1 protein-coding gene is annotated in these 14,761 nt (G+C 76.5%); it reads right to left on the minus strand.

Annotated features, from left to right (window positions below):
- Positions 1-17: 17 nt before the first annotated feature.
- Positions 18-14,761, minus strand: a 14,744-nt coding sequence (locus ACWCYO_RS32515; RefSeq protein ID WP_449786227.1) for a type I polyketide synthase, incomplete at its 5' end; no start/stop codon positions are given.

The following is a 14,761-nucleotide window of genomic DNA, read 5'->3' on the forward strand; positions in this document are numbered from 1 at the left end:
ACGCCCGTTCAAAGGTGTCACTCCTGGCCGCGCAGCCACTCCTCGACGATCGCGGCGGTGAGGGCCGAGTCCTCGCGGATCATCGACAGGTGGTCGGCATCGACGCCGACCACCCTGGCGCCGGGTACGAGCGGCTCGGCCTGGGCTCGCTGCTCGATGGGGGTCAGGTCCACGCCGGTCAGGGCGCGGTCGCAACCGACCAGCAGGACGGGGGCCGTGGTGTGGTGGACCTCCAGGCGGTTGAGCAGGACCATCCAACGGCCCATCGCGGACAGGCGCGAGTTGGTCAGCCGCACCGGCGAGTCGGCGCCGGTGAAGTTGAGCCGCATCATCCCGGTGTAGTCGGTGCCCTCGTCGGCGTTGTGCTGGAAGCTCAGCGTGTCGAAGAGGACGACGCCGGCCGGGCGGATGCCCCAGGTGTGTTCCAGCAGGCCGGCCGCCGCGTAGGCGAAGGAGCCGCCGGAGGAGTGGCCGGCGAGGACGAACGGGTGGCCGTCGCTGGCGCGCAGGGCGCTCTCGGCGATCACCCGGGTGGCGACCTCGGGGGTGGCGGGCAGCCGCTCGCCGGTGGCGAAGCCGACCAGCGGGAGCGCCGACACCTCGCGCTCGCCGCGGAAGTGGGCGGCGAGGCGGGAGTACTGGTGCACGCCCGCGTTGGCCGTCGGCGCGCTGACGCAGATCAGCCGGGTCGGGCGGGGGCCCTCGGCGAGGCGGGTCGCCCAGGGCAGGTCCTCCAGTTCGGCGGTCGCCTCGAAGGTAGGGCGCAGGGCCGCGACGGTGGCGAGCATGCGCTGGGCCTCGGGCACCTTGCCGTTGACCAGGGCGTCGGTGAACAGGCGCTCCAGGGAGTCGAGTTCGGGCTCGGCGCCGGAGCCGAGCACGGCCCCGCCGGTGCCGTCCTCGGTGGCTTGGTCAGCGAGTTCGCGGCGGATCCAGGTGGCGAGCTCGATGGGCGAGCGGCTGTCGAAGACGACGGTGGCGGGCATCCGCAGGCCGGTGACGGCGGCGATCCGGTTGCGCAGCTCGACGGCGGTGAGCGAGTCGAACCCGAGCTCGTAGAAGTCGCGTTCGGCGTCGACGGCCTCCGGGGAGGCGTGGCCGAGGACGGCGGCGGCTTCGGCGCGGACGGTGTCGACCAGGTAGTGCATGCGGTCGCGCTCACCCAGGTCGAGCAGCTGGCGGGTGAAGTCGGCGGCGGCGCCGCTCGCGCCGCCGCCGGAGGCGGTGCGCCGGGCCGCGCGGACGAGTCCGCGGAACAGCGGCGGCACGTCGCCCTGGGGGCGCATGCCCCCGGCGGCCAGGCCCATCGGGATGACGAGCGGTTCGGCGGAGCCGAGGGCGGCCTCGAACAGGGCGAGGCCCTGCTCGACCGAGAGCGGCGGGATGCCGCCGGACTGCATGCGCCGCATGTCGGTCTCGCTGAGCTCGCTGGTCATGCCCGCCTCCTGGGCCCACGGGCCCCAGGCGAGCGAGGTGCCGACGAGGCCGAGCGACCTGCGGTGGTCGATCAGGGTGTCCAGGAAGGCGTTGGCTGCGGCGTAGTTGCCCTGGCCGGGGCTTCCCATGGCGCCCGCGATGGAGGAGAAGACGGCGAACACAGCGAGGTCGAGGTGCCGGGTGAGCTCGTGGAGCTGCCAGACGGCGTCGACCTTGGGCCGCAGGACGGCAGACAGCCGCTCGGGGGTGAGCGCGGTGATGATGCCGTCGTCCAGCACACCGGCCGTGTGGATCACGGCGGTGAGCGGGTGTTCGGCCGGGATGCCGGCGAGCAGGGCCTCGGTGGCGGCGCGGTCGGCGGTGTCGCAGGCGACGACGCGGGCCTCGGCGCCGAGCGCCGCCAGGTCGGCGAGGAGTTCGGCCGCACCGGGCGCGTCCGGTCCGCGCCGGCTGGTGAGCAGCAGGTGACGGGCGCCGGTGACGGCGAGGCGGCGGGCGAGGCGGCGGCCGAGGGCACCGGTGCCGCCGGTGATCAGCACGGTGCCGTCGAGGTCGCGCTCCGCGGGCATCGTGAGGACGGTCCGGGTGGCGGCCACCTGGGTGGCGAGCGCGGTGCGGGCGGCGCGGACGTCGTGCGCGACGACCGGCGGCGCGGTCAGCTCGCCGCGTCCGGCCAGGGCGGCGAGCTCGGCGAGGACCGCGGCGGTCTCGTCGGCGTCCGGCGCGGGCAGCTGGGCGAAGGCGTCGTCGTCGAGGACGAGGACGGTGTCCGCCGCCGCGCGGCCGGTGAGCCGCTCGGGCGGCAGGCCGAGGCCGAGCAGGGCCTCGCGCAGGTCGTCGGGGGCCGTGGCGGACACGTCGGCGCCCAGCCGCAGGGCCAGCTCGACGGCGGCGGTGGCCGGTCCGGTCGCGGTGGCGTGGACGTGGACGGTCCGGCCGGTCGAGCCGTCGAGGGCCCGGCGGGCGGGGACGTAGTCGGCGGCCAGTGCGGCGGCGGCCCCGAAGGACCAGCTCTCGGGCAGCGGGGCCAGCAGGCGCCGATCGACGACCGCCTTCGGCCCGGCGGGCAGCATGCCGAACACCTCGTCGCCCGGGCGCAGCCCCGGCACACCGTCACCGACCGCCGTCACCACGCCGGCCGCGCCGGTGCCGTGTGCGTGCACCGCGGCGGCCTTCACCGCCACGGCCACCTGCCCGGCCGCGGGCGGCTCGGCCGCCCCCGGGCTGGGCACGAATGCCAGGTCGCCGGCCGGCAGGCCGTCCAGGACCCACGGCGCGCCGGCCGGGGGCAGCAGCCCCGCCGCGTCCGTGAGCCGGGCCAGCCGGCCGACCCGCAGGGCGCCGCCGCGGACGGCGAACTGGGCCTCGCCGTCGGCCAGCAGGCCGGGCAGCAGCGGCAGCACGGCGGCCACGTCCTCCGTCCGCTCGACGTCGAGGAGGGCGAAGCGGCCGGGGTGCTCGGAGTTCGCCGTGCGGGCCAGCCCCCAGGCGGCGCCGCCGGGCAGGTCGCGGACGGTCTCGCCGTCGGCGGCCCGGACGGCGCCCCGGGTCACGAACACCAGCCGGGAGGCGGCGGCGCGGTCGTCGGCCAGCCACTCCTGGACGAGCGCGAGCACGCGCGTGGTGTGCGCGTGGACGGCCTCGGGGACGTCGCCGGCCGGGCCGTCCAGGGCGACCAGGACGAGGTCGGGCACCTGGCGGCCGAGGTCCGCGAGGGTCGCGGCCGAGGAGCCCGTGCCGTAGGCGTCCCGGCCGAGGGCGGTGCAGCTCGGCGCCGTGGCGGCGGGCGGCGTGGCCGGGGCGGGGACCCACTCGATCCGGAACAGCGGGTCGCGGCCGGTGCGGGCGGCGCTGGCGGCCTGCGGGGCGCGCAGGACGACCGAGCCGACCGTCAGCACCGCGCCGCCCGCCGGGTCGGTGGCGGTGACGGACACCGTGTCCTCGCCGAGGCGGGCCACCCGCACCCGCAGGGCGGCCGCTCCCCCGGCGTGCAGGGCCACGCCCTGCCAGGCCTGGGGCTGGGGCAGTTGCTCCTCGGTGCCGACGCCGATCAGCACGGCGGCGTGCAGGGCGGCGTCGAGCAGGGCCGGGTGGAGGCCGAAGTAGCGGGCGTCGTCGGCGGGTTCGCCCTCCAGTTCGACCTCGGCGAACACCTCCTCGCCGCGCAGCCACGCGGCGCGCAGTCCGCGGAACGCCGGGCCGCGCCCGGGCTCGCGGTAGAAGCCGTCCAGGTCGACGTCGAGCGCGCCCGCCGGCGGCCAGGCGGCCTGGGCGTAGTCCGGCAGGTCGTTCTCCTGGGGCACGAGGGTGCCGGTGGCGCAGCGCGTCCACGGCTCGTCGGGCGCGGCGTCGCCGGGGCGGGCGTAGCAGGCCACCGGGCGGGCGCCGGTGTCGTCGGGGGCGCCGACGCGCACCTGCACGACGGGTTCGTCGTCCTCGGCGAGCGGCAGCGGGTCGCCGAGCGTGAGCTCCGCGATCCTGCCGCAGCCGACCTGGTCGCCGGCCCGGACGGCCAGTTCGACGAAGGCGGCGGCGGGGAAGGCGAGCCGGCCGCCGATCCGGTGGTCGAGCAGCCACGGGTGGACGCGCAGGGCGAGCCGGCTGGTGAACAGCGCGCCGTCGGTGTCGTCGGCGAGCGGGACGGCGGCGCCGAGCAGCGGGTGGTCGGCGGGGACGAGGCCGACGGAGGCGACGTCGCCGGAGAGGGCGGCCGGGCGAGGCCAGTAGCGGCGGTGGTCGAAGGCGTAGGTGGGCAGGTCGACCCGGCGGGCGCCGGTGCCGTCGAACAGGGCCGTCCAGTCGACCGGGACGCCGGCGGCGTGGAGCGCGGCGAGGGCGGTGAGCAGGGTGCGCTCGTCGGCGCGGTCCTTGCGCAGGGCGGCGGCGCGCACGCAGTCGGCCGCGTCGTCGCCGAGGCTCTGTTCGGCGAGGGCGGTGAGGACGCCGTCGGGGCCGAGTTCGAGGAAGGCGCTCGCACCGGCGTCGCGCAGGGCGCGGACGCCGTCGGCGAAGCGGACGGCCTCGCGGACGTGGCGCACCCAGTAGTCGGGGGTGGTGACGTCCCCGCCCAGGGAGCCGGTCAGGTTGGAGACCAGCGGGATCGACGGGGCGCGGTAGGACAGACCGTCGAGGACGGCGCGGAAGTCCTCCAGCATCGGGTCCATCAGCGGCGAGTGGAACGCGTGCGAGACCTTCAGCCGCGTCGTCCGCCGGTCGGCGAAGTGCGCCTCGATCCGCGAGACGGCCTCCTCGGTGCCCGACACCACGACGGACGTCGGGCCGTTGACGGCGGCGATCGACACGGACTCGCCCAGCAGCGGCAGGACTTCCTCCTCCGTCGCCTGCACGGCCAGCATCGCGCCACCCGCCGGCAGCGCCTGCATCAGCCGGCCGCGCGCCGCCACCAGGGCGCAGGCGTCGCCGAGCGGGAACACCCCGGCGACGTGCGCCGCCGCGATCTCACCGATCGAGTGGCCGGCGACGAAGTCCGGCCGCAGGCCCAGGGATTCGACGAGCCGGTAGAGCGCCACCTCGACCGCGAACAGCGCGGCCTGGGCGTACGCGGTGCGGTTCAGCAGGTCCGCGTCCTCGCCCCACACGACCGCGCGCAGCGGCTGGTCCAGGTGTTCGTCGAGCACCGCGCACACCGCGTCGAAGGCGTCCGCGAACACCGGGAAGCGCGCGTACAGCTCCCGGCCCATGCCGAGGCGCTGGGAGCCCTGGCCGGTGAACAGGAAGGCCGTCGAGCGGTCGGCCGCGACGCCGCGGGCGACCTCGGTCAGTCCCTCGCTGCAGGCGAGCAGCACGGCCCGGTGCTCGAAGGCGGAGCGTCCGGCGGCGAGCGAGTACCCGATGTCCAGGGGGGAGAGTTCGAGGGCGGAGGTGCGGGCGAGATGGGTCTCCAGCGCGGTCTCGGAGCGGCCGGACAGCACCCACGGAACGACGGCGGGCAGCACCCGCTGGTCGTCGGTGCGCTCGGTCACGGCGGGCGCCTGTTCCAGGATCAGGTGCGCGTTGGTGCCGCTGATCCCGAACGAGGACACCCCGGCGCGCCAGGGCCGGTCGACCTCGGGCCACGGCCGGGCCTCGGTGAGCAGGTCGATCGAGCCCGCCGTCCAGTCCACGACGGTGGACGGCCGGTCGATGTGCAGGGACTTCGGCAGCACACCGTGCCGCATGGCGAGCACGGTCTTGATCACGCCGGCGACCCCGGCGGCGGCCTGGGTGTGGCCGATGTTGGACTTCAGCGAGCCGAGCAGCAGCGGCCGTTCGCGGTGGCGGCCGTACGTGGCGAGGAGCGCCTGGGCCTCGATCGGGTCACCGAGGGCGGTGCCGGTGCCGTGGCCCTCGACGGCGTCGACGTCGGCGGGCGCCAGTCCGGCGCTCGCTAGGGCCTGGCGGATGACGCGCTGCTGGGACGGGCCGTTGGGCGCGGTGAGGCCGTTCGAGGCGCCGTCCTGGTTGACGGCGCTGCCGCGCACGATCGCGAGCACCTCGTGGCCGTTGCGCCGCGCGTCTGACAGCCGCTCCAGGACGACCATTCCGACGCCCTCGGACCAGTTGGTGCCGTCGGCGGCGTCCGAGTAGGCCTTGCAGCGGCCGTCGGCGGCGAGGCCGTTCTGGACGGTGAAGCCGGCGTAGCTCACCGGGGTGGTCATCACCGTCACGCCGCCCGCGAGGGCGAGTCCGCACTCGCCGCCCCGCAGCGCCTGGGCGGCCCAGTGCAGGGCGACCAGGGACGAGGAGCACGCGGTGTCGACGGTGACGGCCGGGCCCTCCAGGCCGAGGGTGTAGGAGATGCGGCCGGACAGGACGCTCGACGCGAGGCCGGTGCCGGCGTGGCCGCCGATGTCCTCGCGCGAGTTCATCATGAGCGTCGCGTAGTCGAGGCCGTTGGTGCCGACGAAGACGCCGGTGCGGCTGCCGCCGAGCTTCTGCGGGTCGACGCCGGCGCGCTCCAGCGCCTCCCAGGAGGTTTCCAGGAGGAGGCGCTGCTGGGGGTCCATCGCGAGGGCCTCGCGCGGCGAGATGCCGAAGAAGGAGGCGTCGAAGTCGGCGACGGCGTCGATGAAGCCGCCTTCCAGCGTGGCGCTGCGGCCGCGGCCGTCGCGGTCGCCGGCGAGGAGGGTCCGCAGGTCCCAGCCGCGGTCCCCGGGGAAGCCGGCGATGCCGTCGCCGCCCTCGGAGACCAGGCGCCACAGCTCGTCGGGCGAGGTGACGCCGCCGGGCAGGCGGCAGGCCATGCCGACGATCGCGATCGGGTCGGTGTCGTCGGCCGCGACCCGGACGGCGGGCGGCAGCGGGCCGGCGGGGGTGTCGAGGAGTTCGGCCAGGAGGTGCTCGGCGAGGGCCTGGGCAGTCGGGTAGTCGTAGACGGAGGTGGCGGGGAGCTTGCGGCCGGTGGCCGCGCTGAGGCGGGCGGGCAGCTCGACGGCGGTCAGCGAGTCGAAGCCGAGGTCGCGGAACTTGCGGTCCGGGGCAACGGCCGAGCGGTCGGCGTAGCCGAGCACGGCGGCGACGTGGGTGCGGACCAGGTCGGTGAGCAGCGCGGTGCGCTCGGCCGGGGTGAGGGCGCGCAGGTGGCCGGTGAGCTCGGAGGCGGTGGTCGCGTAGTCCCGGCGGGCCGCGGCGGCGGCCTCCAGGGCGGGCCGGGCGGCCGGGAGGTCGCGCAGCAGCGGGTTGCCGCGCAGGCCGACCAGGCTCTCCAGGACCTGCGGCTGCGTCAGGTCGAGCAGCACCAGCGCGGGCGCCGGACGGGTGACTGCCTGGCGCAGCGCGGCCAGGGCGAGCTCGGGGTGCAGGGCGGGGACGGCGGCGCGCCGGGTGCGTCCGTCGTCCTCGGCCGGAGCCGAGTATTCGGCACCGATCCAGGCGCCCCAGGCGATGGAGGTGGCGGGCAGGCCCTCGGCGCGGCGGCGCCGGGCGAGCGCGTCCAGGACGGCGGCCGGGGCGGCGAGGGTGGCGCGGCCGGGGGTCCCGACGACGCCCGCGACGGAGGAGCAGAGCACGAAGGCCGTCAGGTCGAGGCCGCGGGTCAGCTCGTCCAGGTGGTGGGCGGCTCGGGCGCGGACCCGGTGGACGGCGGCGAGGCGCTCGGGCGTCAGGTCGTCGAGGACGCCGTCGTCGACCGTGCCCGCCGCGTGGACGACGGCGGTGAGCGGGGCGTCGGCGGGGACCGCGGCCACCAGGGCGGCGAGGGCGGCCCGGTCGGCGACGTCGCAGGAGGCGATCGTCACGACGGCGCCCAGACCGCGCAGCTCCTCGGCGAGGTCGGCGGCGCCGGGGGCGTCGGGGCCCCGGCGGCTCGCCAGCAGCAGGTGGCTCGCGCCCGCGGCGGCGAGCTGACGGGCCACGGCCGCACCCCGGCCGCCGGTGCCGCCGGTGATCAGCACGGTGCCCGGGGTCGCCCCCGGCGCCCAGCCCGCGTCCGGTGCCCCGGCCGGGGCCGGGACCAGACGGCGGGCGTGGACGGCGGCGGTGCGGATCGCGATCTGGTCCTCGCCGTCCGCGCCGGCCAGGACGGCGGCCAGGCGGCGCACCGCGGACCCGTCGGGCGTCTCGGGCAGGTCGACGAGGCCGCCCCACTGCTGGGGGTGCTCCAGCGCGGCGACCCGGCCGAGGCCCCACGCGGCGGCCTGCTCGGGCGCGGCCGGCGCCTCGGTGGGGGCCACGGCGACCGCGCCGCGCGTCAGGCACCACAGCGGCGCGGTGACGTCCGCGTCGCGCAGCGCCTGGAGGAGGCCGAGGGTCACGGCGGCCGGGTCAGTGCCCCGGCCGAGCGCAAGGAGGGACAGGACGCCGGTGAACCGTCGCCCTGCCGAGGGCAGCCCGCGCAGCAGCGCGGCGAGTTCGGCACGTTCAGCCACGGGCACGGACAGGCACAGCGCGTCCGGTCCGACGGCCTCGCAGGCCGCCTCCGTCCACGCATCGTCGCCGTCCTCGGCGCTGTCAGCCGCAGGCGCCACGACCAGCCACGGGCCGGAGGGCCGGGCCGTCGAGCCGCCCGGGAGCGCGCGCCAGGACTCGTGGAAGCGCAGCGCGTCCAGCAGCGACTGGTCGCGGTGGTGGCGCCGCCAGGCGGAAAGCGCCGGGAGGACCGCGCCGAGCGCGTCGCCGTCCACGGCGAGGTCGGCGGCGAGCGCGTCCAGGTCCTCGCCCTCGACGGCGGCCCAGAAGCGGGCGTCCAGCGGGTCGTCCGGCCCGGCGGCGCCGGGGCGTCCGCCCGCCGGGGCGTGCGTCTGCGGCCAGTAGCGCTCGCGCTGGAAGGCGTAGGTCGGCAGGTCGGCGCGGCGGGCGCCGGTGCCGTCGAACAGGCGCGCCCAGTCGACGGGCGTGCCGACGACGTGGAGGCGGGCGAGCGCGGTCAGCAGCGCGCTCTCCTCGGGGCGGCCGCGGCGGCCGGCCGACTCGACGACGACGTCCGTCGCGTCCGCGAGGGTCTGGCGGACGGCCGGGGACAGGGCCGCGTCGGGGCCGAGCTCCAGGAAGTCGGTGGCACCGGCCGCGTGCAGTGCGCGGATCCCGTCGGCGAAGCGGACGGCCTCGCGGACGTGGCGCACCCAGTAGTCGGGGGTGGTGACGTCCCCGCCCAGGGAGCCCGTCAGGTTGGAGACCAGCGGGACCGAAGGCGCGCTGTACGTCAGCCCGTTGAGGACCTCGCGGAAGTCCTCCAGCATCGGGTCCATCAGCGGCGAGTGGAAGGCGTGCGAGACCTTCAGCCGAGTGGTCCGGCGGTCGGCGAAGTGCGCCTCGATCCGCGAGACGGCCTCCTCGGTGCCCGACACCACGACGGACGTCGGGCCGTTGACGGCGGCGATCGACACGGACTCGCCCAGCAGCGGCAGGACTTCGTCCTCCGTCGCCTGCACGGCGAGCATCGCACCACCGGACGGCAGCGCCTGCATCAGCCGGCCACGGGCGCCGACCAGCTTGCACGCGTCCTCCAGCGAGAACACCCCGGCCACGTGCGCCGCCGCGATCTCGCCGATCGAGTGGCCCGCGACGAACTCCGCCCGCACGCCCAGCGATTCGACGAGGCGGTACAACGCGACCTCGACGGCGAACAGCCCGGCCTGGGCGTACTCCGTCCGGTTGACCAGCTCCTCGTCGTCACCCCACACGACCTCCCGGACGGGTGGGTCGAACTGCCCGCAGACCGTGTCGAAGGCCTCGGCGAACACGGCGAAGCGCCCGTGCAACTCCTGCCCCATGTCGAGGCGTTGGGCGCCCTGCCCGGAGAACAGCAGCGCCGTCCTGCGCTCGCCGTCGGCGACGCCGCGAGCCACCTCGGCGCCGTCCAGCAGCACCGCCCGGTGCGCGAAGCGCGACCGCCCGGCGGCCAGCGAGAGGCCGACGTCCACGGGCGGGGCGTCCAGGCCGTCCAGCCGCGCGAGCTGCGCGTCCAGCGCCGCCTCGGACTTGCCCGCGAGCACCCACGGCACGACGCCCGGCGCCACCGACGGCTCCGGCGCGGTGGCCTCGGCCGACGGGGCCTGCTCGACGATCACGTGCGCGTTGGTGCCGCTGATGCCGAAGGCCGACACGCCCGCGCGGCGCGGACGCCCGGTGTCCGGCCACTCCTCCGCCCGCGTGAGCAGCCGGATGTCACCGGCCGACCAGTCGACGTGCGAGGACGGCGCGTCCACGTGCAGCGTGCGGGGCAGCACGCCGTGCTGCATCGCGAGCACGGTCTTGATCACGCCGGCCGCGCCGGCGGCGGCCTGGGTGTGGCCGATGTTGGACTTCAGCGAGCCGAGCAGCAGCGGCCGTTCGCGCTCCTGCCCGTAGGTGGCGAGGAGAGCCTGGGCCTCGATCGGGTCGCCGAGCGTGGTGCCCGTGCCGTGGCCCTCGACGAAGTCGACCTCCGCCGCCTCGAGGCGCGCGTTGACCAGGGCCTGGCGGATGACGCGCTGCTGGGAGGGCCCGTTGGGCGCCGTCAGTCCGTTGGAGGCGCCGTCCTGGTTGACGGCGGAGCCGCGCACGACCGCGAGCACCGGGTGTCCGTTGCGGCGGGCGTCGCTCAGCCGCTCCAGCAGCAGCACGCCCGCGCCCTCCGACCAGCCGGTGCCGTCGGCGCCGTCCGCGAATGCCTTGCAGCGCCCGTCCGGGGCCAGACCGCCCTGCCGGGTGAAGCCGGGGAAGCCGAGCGAGGACGACATCACGGTGACGCCGCCGGCCAGGGCCAGCGTGCACTCGCCGATGCGCAGCGACTGCGAGGCCAGGTGCATCGCCACGAGCGAGGAGGAGCACGCGGTGTCGACGGTGACTGCCGGGCCCTCCAGGCCGAAGGTGTAGGAGATCCGGCCGGAGACCACGCTCGCGGCGAGGCCGGTGCTCGCGTGGCCCTCGATGTCCTCCTGCGCGTTCATGACGAGCGTCAGGTAGTCCTGGCCACCGGTGCCGACGAAGACCCCGGTCCGGCTGCCGCGCAGCGCCGTCGGGTCGATGCCCGCACGCTCGACGGCCTCCCAGGAGGTCTCCAGCAGGAGCCGCTGCTGCGGGTCCATCGCGAGGGCCTCGCGCGGCGAGATGCCGAAGAACGCCGCGTCGAAGTCGGCCACCCCGTGCAGGAAGCCGCCCTTGGCGGTGGCGCTGCGCCCGCGGTCGCCGGGGCCGCCGCCGAGCAGGGTGTCGAGGTCCCAGCCGCGGTCGGTCGGGAAGTCGGAGATGCCCTCGCGGCCTTCGGCTACCAGCGCCCACAGCTCCTCCGGGGTGCCGATTCCGCCGGGCAGGCGGCAGGCCATGCCGACGATCGCGATCGGGTCGTCGGCGGTGGCGGCGGCCGCCGCGGCCGGGGCCACCGGCTCGGCGTGCTGCCCGAGCACCTCGGCGAGGACGAGGTCGGCGATGGCGGCGGGGGTCGGGTGGTCGAAGACCAGGGTCGCCGGGAGGCGCAGGCCGGTGACGGCGGTCAGGCGGTTGCGCAGTTCGAGCGCGGTGAGGGAGTCGATGCCGAGGTCGTGGAAGTCGCGGTCGGCGGGGACGGCCTGGGGCGAGGCGTGGCCGAGGACGGTCGCGGCCTCGGCGCGGACGAGGTCGACGACGTGGCGCGGGCGATCGGCCTCGCGCAGCTCGTAGAGGCGGGCGGCGAGGGCCGTCAGGGTGGCGGCACCGGTGCCGGTGGTGGACGCCGTGCGGCGCCCGCCGGGCAGTAGGGCGCGGAACATCGTCGGCACCTCGCCGCGGGGGCGGGCGCCGGCGGCCATGCGGCCGGTCGCGACCAGGTAGGGCTCGTCGACGGCCATGGCGGCGTCGAGCAGCGCCAGACCGTCCTCCTCGCTGAGGGGCGGGACACCGGAGGCGTGGATGCGGTGCAGGTCGGCCTCGGAGAGCGTGCCGGTCATACCGGCGGTCGGCAGCCAGGCGCCCCAGCCCAGGGACTGGGCAGCCAGGCCCTGGTGGCGGCGCCAGTGTGCGAGGGAGTCCAGGTAGACGTTGGCCGCGGCGTAGTTGCCCTGGCCGGCGCTGCCCATCACACCGGAGATGGAGGAGAAGAGGACGAAGGCCCTGAGGTCCTGGTCCTTGGTCAGCTCGTGCAGGTTCCACGCCGCGTCCACCTTGGGCCGGAGGACGGCAGACATGCGCTCCGGGGTGAGTGCGGTGACGATGCCGTCGTCCAGCACACCGGCCGCGTGCACGACCCCGGTGACCGTCCGGCCCTCCAGCGCCTGGGCGAGCGCCTGCCGATCGGCCGTGTCACAGGCCACCGCCTCGGCGCGTGCCCCCAGCTCCGCCAGCTCGCCCACCAGCTCGGCCGCGCCTCCGCGGCGGCTCAGCAACAGCAGCTCGCGCACACCGTGCCGGGTGACGAGATGCCGGGCGACGAGACGGCCCAGGCCACCGGTGCCACCCGTGATCACCACGGTGCCCCCGCCCCAACCCACCGAGGACTCGCCCGGGGCCACCCGGGCCAGCCGGCCCACCCGGACGACGCCGGCGCGCACCACGACCTGCGGCTCACCCGCCGCCAGCACGGCGTCCAGCGGGAGCTCGCCGTCCGTGTCCACGAGCACGAACCGGCCCGGGTTCTCGGACTCGGCCGCCCGCACCAGGCCCCAGAGCGCGCCGCCGGCCAGGTCCGCGACCTCGCCACCGGCCACCGCGCCCCGGGTGACGAACACCAGGCGCGCATCTGCGAAGCGCGGCTCGGCCAGCCATTCCTGCACCAGGCCCAGCGCCCACGCCGTCACGTCGTGGACGTCCTCGGGCGTCGAACCGCCCGACACCGGGACCACCACGGCGCCCGGCACGTCGTCGCCGAGCTCGGACAGCTCCGCGACCTCCGCGCCCAGCGTCACCGTCGGCACGTGCTCACCCGCACGCGACGGCGCGGGCACCCACTCCAGCCGCAGCAGCGAACCCGCGGTGGCCGCCCCCCGCGCCACGGCGGCCGGCTCGGCCAGCGTCAGGGCCTCGGCCGACAGCACCGGGTCCCCGGCGGCGTCCACGACGGCGAGCGCGAGGGTCTGTCCGCCCGTGCGCACGAGCCGCGCCCGCACCACGGAGGCGCCCGAGGCGTGCAGCGACACCCCGGACCAGGCCGTGGGCACCAGTCCCCGGCCGTCCGCCCGCACCACGGCCGCCAGCAGTGCCGGGTGCACGCCGAATCCCGCGGCTTCGTCGGCCGCGTCGCCCGGCAGGACCGCCTCGACGAAGGTCTCCCCACCGCGCCGCCAGACCGAGCGCAGCCCGTCGAAGGCCGGACCGAGATCCGCCTCCTCCCGGATCCCCGTCAGCTCGGCGACGACCGCCCCCTTCGGCGGCCAGACGGAGGCGTCGAACCCGGCCGCGCACTGGCCGCGGACCAGTTCACCCGAGGCGTGCTCGGTCCACGCGGCGTCGATGTCCGCGTCCGGGCGCGAGAAGATCCGCACCTGCCGGGACCCGGAGGCCGCCGGGGCGTCCACCTGGATCTGGACCACGACCGCGCCGTCCTCGGGCAGAACGAGCGGTTCGGCGAGCGTCAGCCGCTCGACGCGGTCGCAGGCCACCTGGTCACCGGCGCGGACGGCCAGTTCCAGGAACCCGGTCGGCGGGAAGACGGCCACGCCGCCCACCCGGTGGTCGCCCAGCCACGGCTGTGCCTTGAGCGACAGGCGACCGGTCAGCAGGGTGCCCTCGGCGTTCGCGAGCGCGACGGTCGCGCCCAGCAGCGGGTGCTCGGCCGGCGACAGGCCGGCACCGGTCACGTCGCCCACGCGGCGGGAGGGGCGCGGCCAGTAGCGCTCGTGCTGGAAGGGGTAGGTGGGCAGGTCGACCCGGTTCGCGCCGGTGCCGTCGAAGAGCCGGGACCAGTCGACGGGGACGCCGGTGACGTGCAGGCGGGCGAGGGCGGTGACGAGGGCGTGTTCCTCGGGCCGGTCGCGGCGCAGCAGCGGGAGCGCGGGGGCGTCGGAGCCCTGGCCGTCCTGCTGGACGAGGGCGGCGAGGACGCCCTCCGGGCCGAGCTCGACGAAGGCGGTGGCACCGGCCTCGCGCAGGGCGCGCAGGCCGTCGGCGAACCGGACGGCCTCGCGGACGTGGCGCACCCAGTAGTCCGGAGACGCGAAGTCGCCGCCCAGGGCGCCGGTGAGGTTGGAGACCAGCGGGATCGAAGGCGCGCGGTAGGACAGACCGTCGAGGACGGCTCGGAAGTCCGCCAGCATCGGATCCATCAACGGCGAGTGGAACGCGTGCGAGACCCGCAGTCGCATGGTCCTGCGGTCCGCGAAATGCGCCTCGATCCGCGAGACCGCCTCCTCGCTGCCCGAGACGACCACCGAGGTCGGCCCGTTCACGGCGGCGATCGACACGAACTCGCCCAGCAGCTGGAGGACTTCACCCTCCGTCGCCTGCACCGCCAGCATCACACCGCCCGGCGGCAGCGCCTCCATCAGCCGGCCACGAGCGCCGACCAGCTTGCAGGCGTCCTCCAGCGAGAACACCCCCGCCACGTGCGCCGCCGCGATCTCACCGATCGAGTGACCGGCCACGAACTCCGGCTCCACGCCCAGCGATTCCAGCAACCGGAACAGGGCCACCTCGACCGCGAACAGCCCCGCCTGCGCATTCGCGGTCCGGTTCAGCAGCTCGGCGTCCGAACCCCACACCACATCCCGCAAGCCCCGGTCGAACTCCCCGCACACCGCGTCGAACGCCGCCGCGAACACCGGGAACCGGGCGTACAACTCCCGCCCCATCCCCAGCCGCTGCGACCCCTGCCCCGAGAACAGGAACGCCGTCGACCGCTCCCCCGCCACCCCGCGCGCCACCTCGGCGCCGTCCACCAGCACCGCCCGGTGCCGGAACCGCGAGCGCCCCGCCAACGACAGACCCACGTCCACAG

The sequence above is a fragment of the Kitasatospora sp. NPDC001683 genome, from assembly GCF_053596495.1.